General features: G+C 36.6%; 16 protein-coding genes. 2 read left to right on the forward strand and 14 right to left on the reverse strand.

All coding sequences use genetic code 11. From position 1 onward, the window contains the following. Positions 1–12 precede the first annotated feature (12 nt). Positions 13–915 (reverse strand): polyprenyl synthetase family protein, encoded by a 903-nt coding sequence (locus EW028_RS10945; RefSeq protein ID WP_131520878.1) that lies wholly within the window; start codon positions 913–915, stop codon positions 13–15. A gap of 340 nt (positions 916–1,255) precedes the next feature. Here EW028_RS10945 and EW028_RS10950 point away from each other — a divergent pair, with 340 nt between their 5' ends. Then, positions 1,256–1,801: a hypothetical protein gene (locus tag EW028_RS10950; RefSeq protein ID WP_131520879.1), complete on the forward strand. Its 546-nt coding sequence runs from the start codon at positions 1,256–1,258 to the stop codon at positions 1,799–1,801. 652 nt (positions 1,802–2,453) lie between these two features. Here the strand turns inward: EW028_RS10950 and EW028_RS10960 are convergent. The 12 genes from EW028_RS10960 to putP form a co-directional block, all read right to left on the reverse strand. Continuing rightward, positions 2,454–2,768, reverse strand: coding sequence for an antibiotic biosynthesis monooxygenase family protein (locus EW028_RS10960; RefSeq protein ID WP_131520881.1), 315 nt, complete (start codon positions 2,766–2,768; stop codon positions 2,454–2,456). A 1-nt stretch (position 2,769) separates the two neighbouring features. Beyond that, positions 2,770–3,795, reverse strand: a complete 1,026-nt coding sequence (locus EW028_RS10965) for a siderophore ABC transporter substrate-binding protein (protein WP_131520882.1) — start codon at positions 3,793–3,795, stop codon at positions 2,770–2,772. 63 nt (positions 3,796–3,858) lie between these two features. Beyond that, a complete protein-coding gene (locus EW028_RS10970; protein WP_131520883.1) occupies positions 3,859–4,620 on the reverse strand; it encodes an iron ABC transporter ATP-binding protein in 762 nt (253 codons plus the stop codon). Further along, positions 4,617–5,570, reverse strand: a complete 954-nt coding sequence (locus tag EW028_RS10975) for an iron chelate uptake ABC transporter family permease subunit (protein WP_131520884.1) — start codon at positions 5,568–5,570, stop codon at positions 4,617–4,619. The genes EW028_RS10970 and EW028_RS10975 overlap by 4 nt, the downstream gene beginning before the upstream one ends. Then, complete coding sequence (locus tag EW028_RS10980; protein ID WP_131520885.1) at positions 5,563–6,513, reverse strand: ABC transporter permease; 951 nt, start codon at positions 6,511–6,513, stop codon at positions 5,563–5,565. The genes EW028_RS10975 and EW028_RS10980 overlap by 8 nt, the downstream gene beginning before the upstream one ends. A gap of 284 nt (positions 6,514–6,797) precedes the next feature. Next, the gene (locus tag EW028_RS10985) at positions 6,798–7,850 is read right to left on the reverse strand and encodes a YkvI family membrane protein (RefSeq protein ID WP_131520886.1); all 1,053 of its coding nucleotides are present in this window, start codon (positions 7,848–7,850) and stop codon (positions 6,798–6,800) included. Positions 7,851–7,901: 51 nt separating this feature from the next. Beyond that, positions 7,902–9,008 carry an o-succinylbenzoate synthase gene (gene menC / locus EW028_RS10990; RefSeq protein WP_131520887.1) on the reverse strand — a complete coding sequence of 369 codons (1,107 nt, stop codon included), beginning with the start codon at positions 9,006–9,008 and terminating at the stop codon, positions 7,902–7,904. A gap of 21 nt (positions 9,009–9,029) precedes the next feature. Then, on the reverse strand, positions 9,030–9,854 hold the full coding sequence (locus EW028_RS10995; RefSeq protein WP_131520888.1) for a GNAT family N-acetyltransferase: 825 nt from the start codon (positions 9,852–9,854) through the stop codon (positions 9,030–9,032). After that, a complete protein-coding gene (locus tag EW028_RS11000) occupies positions 9,854–10,999 on the reverse strand; it encodes a M20 peptidase aminoacylase family protein (protein ID WP_131520889.1) in 1,146 nt (381 codons plus the stop codon). The genes EW028_RS10995 and EW028_RS11000 overlap by 1 nt, the downstream gene beginning before the upstream one ends. 205 nt (positions 11,000–11,204) lie before the next feature. Further along, on the reverse strand, positions 11,205–12,692 hold the full coding sequence (locus tag EW028_RS11005) for a peptide MFS transporter (protein ID WP_048394189.1): 1,488 nt from the start codon (positions 12,690–12,692) through the stop codon (positions 11,205–11,207). A 399-nt stretch (positions 12,693–13,091) separates the two neighbouring features. Next, positions 13,092–14,378, reverse strand: coding sequence for a GTPase HflX (gene hflX, locus EW028_RS11010; protein WP_131520890.1), 1,287 nt, complete (start codon positions 14,376–14,378; stop codon positions 13,092–13,094). A 133-nt stretch (positions 14,379–14,511) separates the two neighbouring features. Further along, complete coding sequence (putP, locus tag EW028_RS11015) at positions 14,512–15,999, reverse strand: sodium/proline symporter PutP (protein ID WP_131520891.1); 1,488 nt, start codon at positions 15,997–15,999, stop codon at positions 14,512–14,514. 198 nt (positions 16,000–16,197) lie between these two features. On the opposite strand from putP, the gene EW028_RS11020 reads away from it, so the two are divergent. Beyond that, complete coding sequence (locus tag EW028_RS11020) at positions 16,198–17,358, forward strand: class I SAM-dependent methyltransferase (RefSeq protein ID WP_131520892.1); 1,161 nt, start codon at positions 16,198–16,200, stop codon at positions 17,356–17,358. 59 nt (positions 17,359–17,417) lie between these two features. Here the strand turns inward: EW028_RS11020 and EW028_RS11025 are convergent, their stop codons facing one another. Next, positions 17,418–18,737 carry an ABC transporter permease gene (locus EW028_RS11025; protein WP_131520893.1) on the reverse strand — a complete coding sequence of 440 codons (1,320 nt, stop codon included), beginning with the start codon at positions 18,735–18,737 and terminating at the stop codon, positions 17,418–17,420. Position 18,738: the final 1 nt, after the last annotated feature.

Below are 18,738 nucleotides of genomic sequence, written 5' to 3' on the forward strand. Positions count from 1 at the left end.
TTTTATCTCTCCTCATTTCAATAGTTTTTGTAGGTATTCTCTACCTACCTGATTTATAGCTACATTTTCTAGGTAATTTAATGCTTTAAATTTATAGACGTTTTTTATGGTAATGGCATAACGTATCGCCCCACCATTTGTCAACGCATCTTCTGTTGCATTATTATCCAAATCTGTAACTATATCATCATTATAATAGCTAGAAACAGATTTTGAAACATCATTTTTCTGTGATAAAAGATAAATAATAGGCAGAGAATACCTTTTATTTAGCAGATCATTTTTAGGACCCCATACCTTTAAGCTTTGAATATCATTTTTAATTTGTTGGATGATCCCTATGTATTTCCCATATTCCTCTACTTCTTGAGATATTTCTCCTTTTGCAAGTACTTCGCCAACCAAGCAACCCATTGCTGTTAATGATCCGGATTTCAAGGTAATCATTTTTACATAGGAATCTTCATCGCGACAACTATTTAGTAAGTCTAATTGCTGTCCATTTATACTTTTTAATGCGTATTCATCAACTAGCTTTATAGCCGCTCTTTTATGTTCAAAAGAGGTTTCATCTATTGTTTTAGATGCCATGATCAGCATAGCTAAAGCAACGTTTAATGATAATTCAGGTGTTTTGTTCCAACTATAGTCTGAATCCTTATCCTGCAGATCATCAATAATATCAAAAGACAGTATTAAAAGTTCAATTGCAGCAGCTACCTTGTAGATATCTTGATTTATACTACTTGAAAATGCTTCATAATGCCAAAAACACATTTTACCAAAGGAAAAACCTACTGTTGTTTTTTCTTCTTTAAAGCTTTTTAGCATTAATTTTAGCTCAGGTCCAAGCAATAGCTCATTTTCTATAAGGATGTCTAATGATTCATTGATACGCATATCTAAATCCTTCAATAGTCCTCTCTCCTATCTAGTGTATTACTAGATATTATATAGATTAGTGGGAATTAATACTAGTCACGCCATTATATAATACATTAAATACCATTAATTCCTTTATAAAGAGAAAGACCGCCAAAAAATGGCGTTATTCATGCAAACCACGCCAGATTTTTGCTAATTATTACTAAAAAAATGGCGGTAGAGAACCAAGTACCGCCATTAAAGTGGCGTAAACTTACCATTGAAATGGCGCTCTAACAGATGTTACGCTTAGATTAGCAATAAAATATATTTATAAAGTCAGGATAGATTGATGAACATGAAATCTTTTTGTACTGGGAGTGACTTAAAATTGAATGAAACTGTTTTCATACTTACGGCTACTTTTTCATGTAATATCTCTGTCTCAGCTGAAGAAATTACAATTAAACAGCCTAGCAAGGATCAACAACGAATTGAACAAATCATTATTCAATCTGAAGTAAAAGCCTATCAAGATACACTATCTGCCTATAAAAATATTTCACTCTATTCAAAATATATTAGTGATATTCCTGGATTTGAGGATACATTTCAACAAAAACGAGATTATTATATTGAGCAATATGGCATTATTAGAATATCAAACGAAAGTATTTCTACTATGTCATTAGTCAATCCTTTCACTTTTGGATTAAATATAGATTCCCCTATAGTGTATGTAACGCCACATGACACAATTATTAATGCGAGAGGGCTGGCAATGGCGGCCAATGCATCAAATAAAAACAATCATTCAGATAGTTTGGATGAACTTTGTAATACAAGTATCTCAGGCTTGTCCATTAATGAGAACACCATATCCTTTAATATGGATTCGACATTTAGTAAATGGAGAAAACCATCTATTACACATTAACCTATACGCCTAGCTAAGCAGGTCACACTGATTGTGACCTGCTTTTTGAGTAATAAAACGACATCTCTACATAGTGTTGATAAACAAAGCAATCAATAGTATTTATATAAAAGATGAAAATGAATTTCCGTTGCAGGCTACTTGCTTTCCTGTAGGCGAGCGCCGAATCGCTTCCTCCGCTACTGCTCTGTTTAAAGTTTTGCCTGTCTCGCTATTCCATGGTAGTCCAGTAGCCCACCACTATAAACCGCTTTTTAGTGAAGGTTTTCAAATAAAGTGAAGGTGTTCATTACTCTTTATGAAGAGGTGTTGTCACGCATCACTTCTCCACATTGAAAATAAGAGCTTATCCCCTCTAAGAATACAGATAATGGGCTATTTGATTGTTATGCTACTATGAAAAAAGTAAAGACACTTTGCAGAATGGTTGATTGGAGAAGAGCCAGCGTCACGCCTAGGGGATTTAGCGTCACTGAGGAGACCCTGGAGCGAGCGCAAGTGAGTGAAGCGGCTCATCGGACGCCCCCTGGAAAGGACGCTGGCAGAACGGAAATCAACCCCTCACCTTGCTAAAAGGGCTTTTTCTGCTAGTGACATTCTTTTTTCAACAACAAGAAAAGGTGTCTCAATCCCTTGAGACACCTTTAGATGATTAACCTTTTACATAATAAACTTCTTGACCGCTTTCAATGATATAATCAGGCTTCGGTTTACCTGCACTTGCCTTATGGCCTGCAATATGCTCAGGGCTCTTCTCCCAATTTTTCCATGCTTCTTCCGATTCCCAACGAACCATCACTAGCACTTCTTCATCACCACGGCGAACTTTCTTTACAAGTACCTGCTTATCAATGAAGCCAGGTTGTTGTTCAAGTAATGAGGGACTGTTTGGCTTACCACCAAAACGATCCACAACCTTATCCGAATTCCCTTCCGTCACAACAATACGTTTAATTTGTACAAACATATTAGTTGAACGCCTTTAATACATCTTCAGCTTTTTGTGTTTCTGATTGTAAACCGCCACCTGAAAGGTACCAAATTTCTGGATCTAGATAGAATACTTTACCGTTTTTCACAGCGTTTGTTGCACTTACGATTTCGTTTTCAATTGCAGCTTTTGTACCTGATTCACCGTTTTCATTTACAACAGCGTCTCGGTCAATAACGAATAAGATATCTGGGTTTTTCTCACGTACGAATTCAAAGCTTGCATTATCACCATGTGATTCGATTTTGAAGCCACCAGCTTCAGCTACAGCTTTTACACCATATACATCATAAATCACACCGAAACGTGAACCAGGACCGAATACGGATAATGAACCTTCACTACCTAAAACGATTAACGCTTTTTCTTCTGTTGCAGTAGCTTTAGCTTTTACTTCTTCTACTTTTGCTTCATAAGCAGCAATTGCATCTGCCGCTTCTTTTTCTTTACCAAAGATTTTGCCAGCTAATTCTGTATTCGCTTTGAATGACTCTAAGAAGTTAGTATTATCTACACCAATGTATACTGTAGGAGCAATTTTAGATAATTCAGCATAAGCTGCTGAAGCACGACCAGAGATGAAAATAATATCTGGGTTAATTTCAGATAATTTTTCATAATCAGGCTCGAATAATGTACCTGCGTTTACATAAGTACTATCTTTAAACTTGCTTAAATATGCTGGTAATGAGTCTTGTACCACTGCAGTAGGATTAACGCCTAAAGCATCTAATGTATCTAAGAAACCATTATCAAAAACAACAACTTTTTCTGGCATTTTATCAAGTGTTACTTCTTCAAATGTTGTACTACCATCACGACCTTCAACTGTACTACCTGGAATTGTTAGTGGATATACCGATGATTCTTCATTTTGTTCCTCAGCTGGTTTGTCAGTTGAAGTACCTTTATCATCTTCTTTTGCTTCATCTTTCGAACCGCAAGCAGCTAATACTAATAGCATCATAGCCATTAATATCGTAAGTAATTTCCATTTTTTCATTGTGAAATTTCTCCTTTAATTAAATTATTTGATAGTTAGATGTGCATCCATCTTGAACTATTTTTACGAATTAAAATAAACACAAATTCGACAGCCATCCTGCTCTTGAACAGGAATATCCATATCATAAATTTCCTTCAATGCATGTGAGTTAATAATGTCATTTGTAGGACCATTTTTAACAACACGGCCATCTTTTAATGCAACAATATGGTCAGAGTATACAGAAGCGAAATTAATATCGTGTAAAACGATAATCACTGTCTTGCCTAACTCATCAACCAACTTACGTAAAATCTTCATAATCTGGACAGAATGCTTCATATCTAAATTATTTAATGGTTCGTCCAGTAAGATATATTCAGTATCTTGGGCAATAACCATTGCGATAAATGCACGCTGGCGTTGACCACCTGATAGTTCATCTAAATAATTATGTTGCATATCTTCTAAATTCATATAGCGAATAGCTTCGTCCACTTTTTCTTCGTCTTCAGGTTTTAAGTGCCCTTTTGAGTAAGGGAAACGGCCAAAAGATACAAGCTCACGAATCGTTAGACGAACATTCATAAAGTTGGACTGCTTTAAAATCGATACACGTTTAGCAAAATCATCCGATTTCCAGCTACGTACATCTGCCTTATCGAGTAGTACTTCGCCAGTATCTGCATTCAGTAAACGACTCACCATAGAAAGTAGCGTGGACTTCCCTGCACCATTCGGTCCAATAAACGATGTGATTTTTCCTGAAACAATATCAACACTTACATCTTGAACGACAGGTTTTTTACCAAAAAACTTTGTGATTTCTTTGACTTGTATCATCCTGCTGACCTACTTTCTCTTAATAATAAGTAGATGAAGTAAACCCCACCCACAAAATTAATAATGACACTAAGTGTAGTAGTGAAACTAAATAAACGTTCAACCATCCACTGTCCACCGACTAAAGCTACAATACTCATTACACAGGAGCCAGTAATTAAGATGGAATGCTTGTATGTTCTGAAATACTGATATGATAAATTTGCAACGATTAAACCAAAGAACGTGATCGGACCAACAAGCGCTGTCGAAACAGCAATTAAAATTGAAGCTAAAATTAACATACGTTGTACCAGCTTATCGTAAGGTACACCTAAATTTATAGCTGTGTCTCGTCCAAGAGACATAACGTCTAATTGGTTCATGTGACGAGCGCCGTAGATAAACGTTATTAAAATGATAACGCCTGCCAGCCAAACTAAATCTGAATTAACATTATTGAAACTTGCAAACATTTTACTTTGTAAGCCTAAAAATTCATTCGGATCTATTAATACTTGGAAGAACGTAGTAATACTTCCTAAAAACGTACCAACAATCATTCCTACAAGCAGTAGAAAATAAATCGGTCGCTTTCCTTCTTTAAACAATACTCGGTAAAAAATTAAAGCGAATAGAATCATCGCCCCAATTGCAAGCGTAAAATTATAGTAGATATTAATAACTAATATGGATGTAGAGCCAAAGAAGAAGTAGATGCATGTTTGAATTAACATATACAAAGCATCTAAACCCATGACACTTGGCGTTAAAATACGATTATGTGTAATTGTTTGGAAAACTACGGTTGAATAGGCAATTGCTATACCCGTTAATGCCATTGCCACAACCTTTATGACACGGCGTGGAAAAGCATAGTGATAATTACCATTGAGTTCCCAAAATAAATATAGGACAACTGCTATAACAGCGAGACCTAGTAAAATGAACATTTTTGTACGATTACGCATAGGCTCTCCCCCTAAACAACATGAATAGGAAGATGGCACTTCCAATTACACCAACAGTCATACTTATTGGTATTTCATAAGGGAAAATCAGTACTCGTCCTAAAATATCACAGAATAATAAGAATGACATACCAAGTAATGCTGTGTGCGGCAAGGTTTTTGCCAAATTATCACCTTTGAACAGGGAAATAATGTTCGGAATAATCAAACCAAGGAATGGAATGATACCGACTGTTAACACCACTGTCGTGGAGATAAGAGCTACCAACACCAAGCCTAAATTGACTACAAATTTATAGGATAGACCAAGATTTTTTGCAAAATCCTCCCCCATCCCAGCTACTGTAAAACGATTTGCGTAAATATAAGCTAAAATGAGTATTGGTACACTTACATATAACAGTTCGTAACGGCCTTTCATGATTAATGAAAAATCTCCTTGTAACCATGCAGAAATGTTTTGGATGATATTCGCCTTATATGCAAAGAATGTTGTAACAGAGGACAAAATATTCCCAAACATTAAGCCAATAAGCGGTATAAAAATCGCATCTTTAAACTTAATTCGGTTTAATATTTGCATAAATAGTAATGTGCCGGCTAAAGCAAATATGAAAGCGAAGGAAATTTTTTGGAAATACGTAACGTTCGAAAAGAACATCATGGAAATCAATACACCCAACCGTGTGGCATCTAATGTACCAGCTGTTGTTGGTGAAACGAATTTATTCCTACTTAAGCTTTGCATAATTAAACCAGCAATACTCATACCTGCACCTGCTAGCAAGATTGCAACAAGTCTAGGTACACGACTAATTAAAAATAGTCTAGCCTCTTCTGATTGGAAGTCTAATAGGTCGCTAGGCTTAATATCAACTACTCCGATAAATAGCGACACAATAGACAGCAAAACAGTTGCTGTTAAAAGATATCTTATTTTCATAGTAATCCCCGGTAGATTTCATTTTTGTGTGTAACTTACTTATTAGTGAAAATGATTATCATTACTCACGTTTTCCATTATAAGCATGATTTTATTCTCAGTCAACAAGCAAATGAGAATTATTCTCGTTTTATGAATGATTAACTAAAAAATATGCCAAATTAACGAAATATCAGCATAACCGTAAATGAATCAACAGAAATAATTCACTATTTCTACAATATTTTTATCCAAATAAAAAGGTAATTGAGAATAAAATCTATCCCTCAATTACCATTTTTATATTAGATAATTTTTTTAGTGCCTCTTAACCATGCAGAAATAATGAATATGATTAATACTAACCCTACATAGCCCATCACTGCATATAGTTTAGCTACTAGCGTTGTAAACCCTACAAGGCTTGCTAGAAAGCCGAGACCACCTATAAATATAACTGCGATCCTAAAGCTTGCTCTACTAGGCTCGAAAAACCTTACCATAAAGGAATATAGCATCCCTACTGCCGTATTATAAATCATTCCTAAAAGAGAAATAGTCATTAACACTCCAACAATCGGATGAATTTCATTCGCTAACGCTAGCATCGGAATGTCTAGTCCAACAATGATATTCATCTTGGCTAAAAGGGAGAAATTCACAAGTAAGATTAAAGCACCTAACAAAATCCCACCAATTATACCACCCATGCCAGCTACCTTATGATTGCGTATGGATCCACACATAACAGTCAATAAAGAGAAGCTAACCCCTACATTAAACGACATGTACAATAAAGCCGTTACCCACCAACTTTTCTCACTTATTTGAGCCTGTTGAGCAATAACTGCTTGCTCTGCAAAGGTAAAATCCATCGTTGCAATAGCATAGATAGCGATGATGGAGACGACGGTTAGTAGATACGGTGTGGCGAGTGCAATGATATTAATGATGCTTTTCACATCCATCATGACAGTGGCTACTGTAAGCAAGATCATACAAATACTCCCTAGCCAAATAGGCAGTCCAAACATTTGCTGAAATGTTGCACCAGCCCCAGCAAACATGATGACAGCTACACCAAATAAAAAGAGTGATAGCACTATATCCAATACAAAGCCCATAGTATTCCCTGAAATTTGATAGATCAAATCCTTATGGGATGATGTGCGAAGCCTAGAGCTCACTTGAGCAACACACATGCCAACAATTGAGAAACCAACCATAGCTAACAATGCTCCATATATTCCTTTAAAGCCATAGCTTGTAAAATAAAGGACAATTTCCTGCCCAGATGCAAATCCTGCTCCAACGATAATCCCCACATAGGCACCACCGATTTGCAAGCTTTTTTTCAATCAGTTCTCTCCTCGTTTTCCTAAATACTAAATGATCGACTAAGTACTGCCTTATTGATAGATTTCTTTGCTAATTGTTAATTTATCAATCACAGCCATATCAGGCTTAAAACCAATACCTACCGACTGGGGTACCTCAATATAGCCATCTTTGACTTTTACTTCAGGATCAATGATATCCTCGTACCAATAATGACTAGAACCTGCTGTATCGCCAGGTAAAATAAATTGACTAAGAGACGTTAAGGCAACATTATGTGCTCGTCCAATTCCAGCCTCTAACATACCACCACACCAAACTGGAATATGGTTTGCTTTACATAGGTCATGGATTCGTATTGCTTCCGTTAAACCACCTACTCGTCCAATCTTGATGTTTATGACACCACAGCTTCCAAGTTCAATTGCTCGTCTGGCATCCTCATAGGAGGTGATGCTTTCATCTAAGCAAATAGGCGTTTTTAACTTTTTCTGCAATGTTGCATGATCGACAATATCATCAGTAGCTAATGGTTGTTCAATCATTAATAAATTAAAGTCATCAAGCTGCTGTAGTATTTCTATATCATCTAATGTATAAGCAGAGTTTGCATCTACCATCAAGGGTAAATTAGGAAATTCCGCACGAATTGCCTGTACTACCTCTACATCCTCTCCAGGCTTTATCTTAATCTTCACCCTTTTGTAGCCTTTTTCAATATGACCTTTTATTAATGCTATTAACTGAGAGATAGAGGGTTGGATACCCACACTGACTCCTACTTCAATACGTTGTTTTTGACCACCTAACGCCTGTGCAAGTGATTGCTTTGTTTGCTGAGCATAGATATCCCATACAGCACCCTCAATTGAAGCTTTCGCCATGCAGTTTCGCCGAATAGGTGCAAATAATGAGGTTACCTCATCTGGATGCCCAATCTCTTTATGTAACAAGATGGGTATCAAAAAATCTTGTAGCATATGCCATGTTGTCTTTAATGTTTCCTCCGTATACCATGGTGCTACAAAAGCAACAGTTTCTCCCCACCCCGTCGTCCCTGATTCATCTTTTGCTTCTATCAGTAACATTTCCTTTTCATCAACTGTGCCAAAACTCGTAGTAAATGGTGCTTTCATAGGCATTTTCAAATGCCTTAATGTAATCTTTTCTAATCTCACATTGTTCACTCCTTATCATTATTATAAAGCTAATAAGGAGCGTCTGACTAACAGATAGCTATGAACATATTCTGGATGTTTCTTCATGCGTACGATGGCATAATCTTGGTTAAATAATGTTGTTAAGATTGTGCGAATTTTATAACGCCAGTCCTCTGCAAGTTTTGGACTTTCCACTTTCATTTTCTGTAGAGATTGAGGGATCGGTAAAAGATAGGCATCTTTATAAAAGGATTGTTTTAACTGAAATGTATTTTCTACATCTAGAACTGGTAATCCATCTACTGTTAATGTCCAAGGTACTATTTTCTGTGCCCCCTCTTCTAATTCATCAAGGCTATCTGCCATTTGATCACGCTCGATCCACCATTCAACGACTAGTCTATCTGAAGGTAGTCCTTCATTAAAGTCATCGCGAAGCGGACCATAATAATCATTTTCATATTGATAACTAGTGGCGTTCAATTTTAGAAATGCTAGATTCGCTAAACGCGCCTCTAATGGGTCAATTAACCAGCGGACAAGTTGAAAACCATGCTCTTTTGCATATTCTTGTTGGGCATGCTTCAATAATTCACCCACACCTTGTTCACGATATGCTTTTTCTACACCAATCATGTGCGAATGTAAGTACATTTCTCTATTCCGATAGCCAACGAAGCAATAGTTAAAGCCAATTAGCTTTTCATCGAAATACGCTCCTAATACGATTCCGCCATTTTGTACAGCAGCTAGTAATTGATGGGAGGGGATTGCTTGGCTGCCCCATATTTCAGCATTTAATTTTTGGATCTCTGCAATTTCTTTCGGTGTCGTTACTTTGTGAATTCGCACTTGCTCTAACATTACGCTGACGCCTCCTTTTTATGCCCTGATTCCAAAGCTAATAAAACTGCTCTTGTAAGTATCTCCACTCCTGTGACAAGTCTTGCTTGTTTAAATTTCATTTTCGGGTGATGCAAGCCTGGTGTTAATCCACAACCCAAGCCCAGCATGGTTGTTTTTAAATGCGGCCGTTGTACAGCATAATGGTGAAAATCCTCTCCTCCAGGTGTATGAACAGGCTTTCTTAAATTTGATAACCCAGCAGCCTGTATAATTGCCTGCTCCATCAAATATTGAGCACTTGTATCAACTTCAGCAGCTACGATATTGGCCACCGTACGTAATTCAATTTGTACCTTATGCAACAATTTAGATGAATCGATCACACGCTTTACGCCTTGTGCTAAATCGTCCATCACCTTGTTTTGCTGTGCACGAATATCAATCGTAAATGAGGCATTACCTGGGATAATATTGCCCGAATCTCCCCCTGCATGGAATTTCGTCATCTTAACAGATACAGGGACCATAGGATCTGTATGAATGGTTCGCAAATCTTCGATGATTGTTGCACCTACTTCAATGGCATTAATACCAAGGTGCGGCCTTGCAGCATGAGCATCCTCTCCGATAATTTCGCCTTCAAGTAAACGAGAGGCACCATGATATAAGGCTGCACAATAAGTGCCGTCCTCTAGCTCATGAACAGGTCTTACATGGACACCAAATAAATAATCTAAGTCATCAATAACACCTTCTTCTAATACAGATAATGCTCCTGTTCCTTTTTCTTCAGCAGGTTGGAAAATAACGCGGATTGTACCATTTATAGATTGCTGTAGTTCTTTTAAAAGTAATAGTGTACCAATGGCCATCGTCATATGACCGTCATGTCCACATGAATGATTCGCACGGAAATGACCATCTACTTCTTGCCATAAGGCATCTATATCAGTTCTTAGCCCTACTTTGGGGTCACCGTTGCCCACATCAACATATAATCCTGTGGAATTTTTAAATCGTATTGGGGAAAAGCCTTCCTGTGTTAATAGCTCCACTATATAATTGGTGGTTTCTACTTCATGCCAACTGATTTCTGGATTTGCATGTAAATACGTAAAAATCTCCATTAATCTTGGCCTCAAATAATCTAACTCTTCCTTCATAGATTCCAACCCCTTAAATTTTCATATTATTAAAATTATTATAACGAAAATGATAATTTTCTACATAGAAACTTATACCCACATTCAACAAAATAACTACTTACGATAATATATTTCGCTCTCAGCTTCTTAGATAGACTTTTATTTAGATAGCAAAAAAAGATGCAAGTACAGTTTTTTTAATAACTGTACTTGCATCTTTCATTTAATTAATACCCTTCATCGCTTTTGAAATAATTGGTGAAAGCACCAATATAATAATCCCGACTACAATAGATAAGGTACCTAAGAAACCAAAGTATGTGAATTCGCTTACAACTTCATAGACCTTAACTAATTGCGCATTAATTGCTTGTGCTGCTGCACTTGTTAAAAACCATAAAGACATTGTTTGCGCTGCGAATGCCTGTGGTGCCAATTTCGTTGTGGCAGATAGACCAACTGGTGATAATAATAGCTCACCAACAACCACTAAGAAGAATGACAATACTAACCATAAAGGACTCACTAATGTATCTCCACCAGACAGGTGTGCTGGAATCATCATCACTAAGAATGATAGACCCGCAAAGAACAATGCATATGAAAACTTACGTGGTGTTGTCGGCTGCTTGTCTCCCCATTTAAGCCATAGCATCGCAAATAATGGTGCCATTGTAATAACAAATAATGGGTTCAATGACTGGAACCAAGAAGATTGAAGCTGAATACCACCAAAACTTAGCTGTGTACGCTCATCTGCATAAGTCGCTAAAATAGTTGCTCCTTGTTCTTGAATAGCCCAGAACATTACAGCTGATAAAAATAAAGGAATATAAGCAAGTAGACGAGACTTTTCATCCTTTGTTGTTTTTTTACTGCGATACATATAAATAAAGAATGCAGTTGGAATTAATACACCTAGAGCTGTGATGATTAAACTAAATACATTCATTGTTAAAGTACCAGTTTTAATACCGATAGCACCCAAGATGATAATAAGTAAAGCTGCAACTCCGAATTGCGTAAAGACTTTTTTACGTTCTTCAGGCTTTAATGGGTTGTTTACTTGTAAGCCCGCTAAGCCTAAATATTTTTTCTCTGTTAATTTATAAACAATTAAACCAATAAACATACCTAGACCCGCTAAACCGAAGCCAAGGTGGAAGCTATATTTTTGTCCAATTGTTCCGACAATAAAAGGTGCAATAAATGCTCCCATATTAATACCCATATAGAAAATAGAAAAACCTGCATCACGACGGCTATCTGTTTCAGCATAAATGTCCCCAACAATACTTGAAACGTTCGGTTTTAATAAACCAGTACCCATAACGATAAATGCCATGGAAGCAAATAACATGCTCACACCACCAGGCAATGCTAGCAGTAAATGACCAATCATAATTAACACGCCACCATAAAAAATGGTTTTTCGTGTTCCTAAAACTCGGTCGGCAATCCATCCACCTATAATTCCAGACATATAAACAAGTGAGCCGTAGATGGCCATAATAGAGTTTGCTGTTCCGCGGTCTAGACCTAAGCCCCCGTCATGTAATTCGTAATACATAAAGAAGATAAGAATTGCTCGCATACCATAGTACGAGAAACGTTCCCAAAATTCTGTGAAAAACAAAGTAAAGAGCCCTTTAGGGTGTCCAACAAAACCATTTTGAGGGACAGATTTTACAACTTCATCTTTACTAGACATACAATACCCTCTCCCAATAAAAAATTATTCTACAAAAACACAACTACCCTAATATAAGGATAAAAAACTTTGTTTCATCATACTAAAGCGTTTTATAAACTTTAGCAAGAGTTTTAAAAAATGTTGAAAATTTGTCATTTTTCTATAAATTCTGATTGATTATTAGATAAATTATTAAATCCTTTGATATATCTAAGTTTTCTCACACTTTATCCCTAAAAGATTTTTAAATTTACAATGAATTATTCTAAAATATTTAAAATTCAGATTCCTTACTTTACTTGAAAATTAATACAATTTCTTGAGTACACGTTTTACCTTTGTTCTAGATTCTACTATTCCCTCTAATCACAAAAAGCATGCCAAAAATCTTTTGGCATGCTTTGGGAAGTACATTTTTTAATTAATTACATAGTGCTGATACTTTGCGTAATCTGCTGCTTTTACTTCAAGAGACAATAATGTCCCACCCTCTTCATAGGCTGTATTAAAAACAGAGGCATTCTCATTTAAATAAGAAACAACGTTCCCATGATCATAAGGTATTAACATTTCACACGTTACGTAATGCGAGAAGATGTGTTGACGAATTAGCTGTACTAATTCTTCTAAACCAACCCCCTGCTTTGCTGAAATCCAAATATTATCTCCACTTACCACAGGATATGGAACATCTGCTATATCTGCTTTATTGTATACATAGATTGTCGGAATGTCCTCAACACCAACTGCTTTAAGTGTTTCGTTCGTTACATCCATCATAAATCCGTGCTCTGTATTCGAAACATCCACCACGTGGAGTAAAAGGTCCGCATCTCGCGCCTCTTCCAAAGTGGAGCGAAATGCCTTCACTAAATGGTGAGGTAATTTACTAACAAAGCCTACAGTGTCTGTCAGTAAAAAGGTCTTCTTATCAGGTAGCTCAATCTGACGAACAGAAGTTTCAAGGGTAGCAAAAAGCATATCCTTCTCAAAGACTTGTTTGTGCTCTTCTTGTCCTATTTGTGTAAGCAGTTGATTCATAATCGTTGATTTCCCAGCATTTGTATAGCCTACAATCGATACAACCGGAAGAGCGTTTTTACGACGCTGTTTACGCTGCGTTTCTCTCTGTTCCTTAACGTGCTCTAGATCCTTTTTAATTTTAGCAATTTGATCTTCAATTTTTCGTCGATCCAATTCCAGCTTTGTCTCACCAGCACCACGGTTTTTAAAGCCTCCCCCAGTACCTCCACCCTGACGGCTTAAAGAGGCATGCAAACCCACTAAACGAGGTAGCATATATTGAAGCTGTGCTAATTCCACCTGCATTTGGGCTTCACGTGTTTTTGCGCGCCTTCCAAAAATATCTAAAATAAGCATTGTTCGATCAATGACCTTCGTTGCTAAATCACGCTCCAAATTACGGATTTGCGAAGGAGACAGTTCATCATTAAAAATCACGAGGTTTGCTTGTGCTTCTTCATAAAAATTTTTGATTTCTTCTATTTTACCTGTACCCACATAATGGGAAGGTGTCACACGTTCCAAATTTTGCGTGACAGTCCCAACCACTTCTACATGCAAGGCCTCAGCTAAATTTTGTAACTCTTCCATAGAATAGTCAAAGTACTCATCATTTCGTAAATTCACGCCAACTAGTATGGCCTTTTCAATTAATACATCAACTTCCTTAATTCTATCCATTAGAAACCTCCCACCAAAGCTTGGTGTCGCTACGACAAATTTTCTTCATCTTACCATAATATACCCTTTTTCGTATTTGAAGATCATCGTTAACTTTCCTAAAAAATGCGCCTCATGTAAAGGCGCATCTCAACTATTTTCTTTCTTCTTTTAGCAGGGCTTCTGAGCGTGTGAACTCTTCTTCAATTTCTTTATTTGGTTTATATGTCAGTATACTGACAACAACCGCAACAATTAAACAAACAATGAAGCCAGGAACAATTTCGTACAACGCACTTGATAAAGCATCTACTTTACCCCAAATAAACGCAGTTGCAGCCCCTGTTACCATTCCGCTAAGTGCTCCGTAGTTCGTTAACTTTCTCCAATATAAAGAAAGTAAAATAACAGGTCCGAAGGCTGCACCGAATCCTGCCCAAGCAAAGCCAACTAAGCTTAAGATAGAACTATCTGGATTCCACGCTAGGATTGCTGCAATAATTGCAACAACTAATACAGCCATACGCCCAACAAAAACGTAATGCTTATCGTCTGCTGTTTTATTAAATAATGCTTTATAAATATCCTCTACAAGTGCTGAAGAAGTTACGATTAATTGAGAAGAAATTGTACTCATAACAGCTGCTAAAATAGCCGCCAGCATAATACCTGCTATAAATGGATGGAATAAAATCTGACCAAGTACAATAAATACTGTTTCAGCGTCTTTTAGCTCACCAGCATTTTGCTGATAATAGGCTACACCCACCAAGGCAGTTCCAATAGCTCCAAATAAGCTTAACATCATCCAGCCAATACCAATGCGTCGAGCTTGCTTCGTTTCTTTAACGGAACTAATCGCCATAAAGCGGACGATAATATGAGGCTGTCCAAAATAGCCTAATCCCCAAGCAACTGAAGAAATGATCCCTGGTGCTGTCGCAGTGGCTGGTAATAAATTTAGAAGATCTGGATCAACAGATTTAATAGATGAAATAGTTTCACCTATACCACCTGTTACAAATAAACCAAATAGCGGTACCATAATAAGTGCTAAAAACATAATAAGACCTTGTAAGAAGTCTGTATAACTTACCGCTAAAAATCCGCCAAAAAGAGTGTATGCTACAACTACAGCTGACACAATTAATAAGCCTGTATGGTATTCATAACCAAAAGAACTATCGAAAAACTTGCCCCCTGCTACCATTCCTGACGATACATAAAATGTAAAGAATATGAGGATGATGATACCTGAAGCAATTCTAATCAGCTTCGTATGATCACGTAATCGATTATCCAAATAACTTGGAATAGTAATGGAATCATTTGTAACCTGTGTATATACCCGTAAACGTGGTGCCACAAGTAGCCAGTTTAGGTAAGCTCCTATTGTTAATCCAATTGCAATCCAAGCCTCCACAAGACCTGATAAAAATATCGCACCTGGTAAGCCCATTAGGAGCCAGCCAGACATATCCGCAGCACCCGCACTTAGCGCAGTAACCGCTGGACCTAAGGAACGACCGCCAAGCATATAATCTGTTAAATTAGATGTTTTAACAAATGCATACCAGCCAATTGCTAGCATGGCGATCATATAAATAACAATCGCTAATAATTGATACATGTTATCCGACATATTTTCTCCTCCTTATTAATCCTTAGTATCACCAATTTAAAAAGAATTACTGTATTTAAGATACCACGAATATACAATTCCACCTATAAATACTCGGAATTTTTATTAAATTTATTCCGAATACCCAAGATGCCATTGTCTTTTATAAAATGTGTTAAACTAGTGCCATCTATAACACAATAAAGTAGGCGAAAATGTATGACATTTGAAGAAATGAAAGCTCTGCTCACTGAGCAAATTTTGCAACAAAAGCTTGTGACAGCTACAATCAGTCAACCACGTATGAAATCAAATGAAATAAAACGTATAAAATTAAAACCATTAATGTTAAAAAATCAGTACCATATACAAATTGAATACCAATATGAACGGATTTTAAAACATGAAAATATTCTATTGGCTCGTTTACCTTCCAAGCTTGACGCGTTTTTTGAGGAGTATCGTCAAGCTCATATTGATTTCGTAGATGAAACGGTACAAGTACAATTATCAAAAAAGAACAAAGTCCTTTGGAAATCAGATAAAACAGCTTCACCTAAACAAGTCCATCTAAGCCATAATCGTAAAAAAAATTATTTACTATCTGATGATCAACCCTATCCATTTTTAATTCGACTGGGGGTACAAACAGAAGAAGGAAAGGTTAAGAAACAAAAGTATGATAAATTTAAACAGATTAACCGCTTCATTGAATTTATTGATGATGCCTTAACCTATTTACCTCAGGATCGACAGGTGAGGATTTTAGATTTTGGTTCAGGTAAATCCTACTTAACCTTTGCTTTGTATCATTATTTAAAAATTGAAAAAGGCTTAGACATTCGTGTTACTGGTTTAGATTTAAAAAAAGAGGTTATTGAAGAGTGCTCAAGAATAGCACAGGATCTAGGCTATGATCAGCTAGAATTTCTTGTAGGAGATATCAATGATTATAATGATGAAAGTGCTGTGGATATGGTGGTGACACTCCATGCATGTGATGTAGCGACAGATATGGCCTTGGCTCGTGCTGTGAAATGGGGAGCAAGTGTCATTCTAAGTGTGCCTTGCTGTCAGCATGAGTTAAATCGTCAACTAAATACACCTGCTCTCGATATTATGTTGCAACATGGACTTGTTCGAGAGCGATTTGCGGCACTTGCTACAGATGCTATTCGAGCTGAAATTTTATCGCTTGTTGGCTATGAGGCACAGCTTTTAGAGTTTATCGATATGGAGAATACACCTAAAAACATATTAATTCGAGCCTATCAAACAGGTAAAAAACCAAATGAAGAGCAACGTGCCAGCTATGATGCCTTCTTAAAATTATTGAATGCAACACCATTTTTAGCGAATGAGTTAAAAGAGTATTTATAACATACAGATGTTCAATCCAAATAAAAGGCGATCCAATGTTGATTGGACCGCCTTTTTTATTATAACTCTTGTCGTAAAGCTTGAATAACGTCGATTTTTGTTGCTTTACGTGCTGGGCGATAACCTGAAATCATCGCTACGCCAACACTAATGGCTGCTGCAATAATGACTAGTTGCCATGGAATAAGAGAAAATGTTATATCATTTGTTGCGAAAGCTTCCTCCCCTGTTGCCGCCTTAAGAATTAATGGTAATGCTGCATTAGCTGCAAAGCTAATAGCATACGAGATGACAACCGCAATTAGCGTACCAAAAATGCCGATAAATGTGCTCTCCATTAAAAATAATCGTTGAATAAGCTTTGGACTTGCCCCAATTGCCTTTAACACACCAATTTCACGTGTTCGCTCTGTGACAGCCATTGTCATTGTATTAAAAATACCAATGGAAGCAATCAACACAGCAATTGTGCCAACAAAGATTAAGCCAATTTTTAATACAAGGAAAAATACATTCATTTGATCTAGTTGCTCTGTTACTGAATATACGCTATAGCCCTTATCTTTTAACTTCTCTAAAATCGGCTTTACGTTTTCTAAAGTATCCGCAAAAATATTAAATTCAGAGTAAAACAGCTCATTCTCTGCCATGTTATTAGTTGTAGATAAATTTTCAACTAATACTGCCTTTTGCGCTTTATCCATATGAATAGCGTTATCAACCATCCAATCATAAGAAGGTTTCTCCATTACGCCAACAATTGTATAGCTCATTTTTTGTGTTTCATTATTTGTACCCGTGTGAGGAACTAAGGACAGGTCTATGTTTTTTCCAATTAATGATTCTTTATAGCCCTCTTCACTACCATCATAATACGTACCCTCTGCTTCAGCCTTTTTACTTTTTTCCGCAATGACATCACGTTCTGTGTCATTCAATAATGTTTGAGCAAAATGATAGCCTACAACAATTTCATTAGATTTTGTTGGATAACGCCCTTTTGCAAGCTTTCCATTTACCTGTTCAAAGTCCTGCATATCTGACAATATTAAATTAGAAGTTGTATCACGATCTTCAAAAAATGATTGTGCGGAAGCATTGACACTAATTGTTTCAAGCACTGTTTCTACATGTTCCATTTTTTTAATTTCTTGTACTTGTTCTTCAGTTAATTGCTTATCGCCATATACTTGAATTTTTGTAACTGTTTCGTTCGATAGAATTTCATTGCGTAAAGATTCCTGTAAACCAAAACCAACGGATGCTAGCACGATTAGAAAGGCACAGCCCATCGTTGCAGCTAGTATCGTCATAAACACACGCAGCTTATTTTTCTTGATATGCTGTGTTACAAAATCTAATTGATCCTTAAATAACATG

It is taken from the genome of Lysinibacillus sp. OL1, from assembly GCF_004332175.1.
Classification (GTDB): Bacteria; Bacillota; Bacilli; order Bacillales_A; family Planococcaceae; genus Lysinibacillus; species Lysinibacillus capsici.

Coding starts and splice junctions, on each gene's coding strand:
- EW028_RS11000 (WP_131520889.1), bottom strand. CDS start 10,999: ATGAAGGAAGAGTTAGATTATTTGAGGCCAAGATTAATGGAGATTTTT.
- EW028_RS10995 (WP_131520888.1), bottom strand. CDS start 9,854: ATGTTAGAGCAAGTGCGAATTCACAAAGTAACGACACCGAAAGAAATT.
- putP (WP_131520891.1), bottom strand. CDS start 15,999: ATGTCGGATAACATGTATCAATTATTAGCGATTGTTATTTATATGATC.
- EW028_RS10970 (WP_131520883.1), bottom strand. CDS start 4,620: ATGATACAAGTCAAAGAAATCACAAAGTTTTTTGGTAAAAAACCTGTC.
- EW028_RS11005 (WP_048394189.1), bottom strand. CDS start 12,692: ATGTCTAGTAAAGATGAAGTTGTAAAATCTGTCCCTCAAAATGGTTTT.
- EW028_RS10975 (WP_131520884.1), bottom strand. CDS start 5,570: ATGCGTAATCGTACAAAAATGTTCATTTTACTAGGTCTCGCTGTTATA.
- EW028_RS11025 (WP_131520893.1), bottom strand. CDS start 18,737: ATGTTATTTAAGGATCAATTAGATTTTGTAACACAGCATATCAAGAAA.
- EW028_RS10980 (WP_131520885.1), bottom strand. CDS start 6,513: ATGAAAATAAGATATCTTTTAACAGCAACTGTTTTGCTGTCTATTGTG.
- EW028_RS10965 (WP_131520882.1), bottom strand. CDS start 3,795: ATGAAAAAATGGAAATTACTTACGATATTAATGGCTATGATGCTATTA.
- EW028_RS10960 (WP_131520881.1), bottom strand. CDS start 2,768: ATGTTTGTACAAATTAAACGTATTGTTGTGACGGAAGGGAATTCGGAT.
- hflX (WP_131520890.1), bottom strand. CDS start 14,378: ATGGATAGAATTAAGGAAGTTGATGTATTAATTGAAAAGGCCATACTA.
- EW028_RS11020 (WP_131520892.1), top strand. CDS start 16,198: ATGACATTTGAAGAAATGAAAGCTCTGCTCACTGAGCAAATTTTGCAA.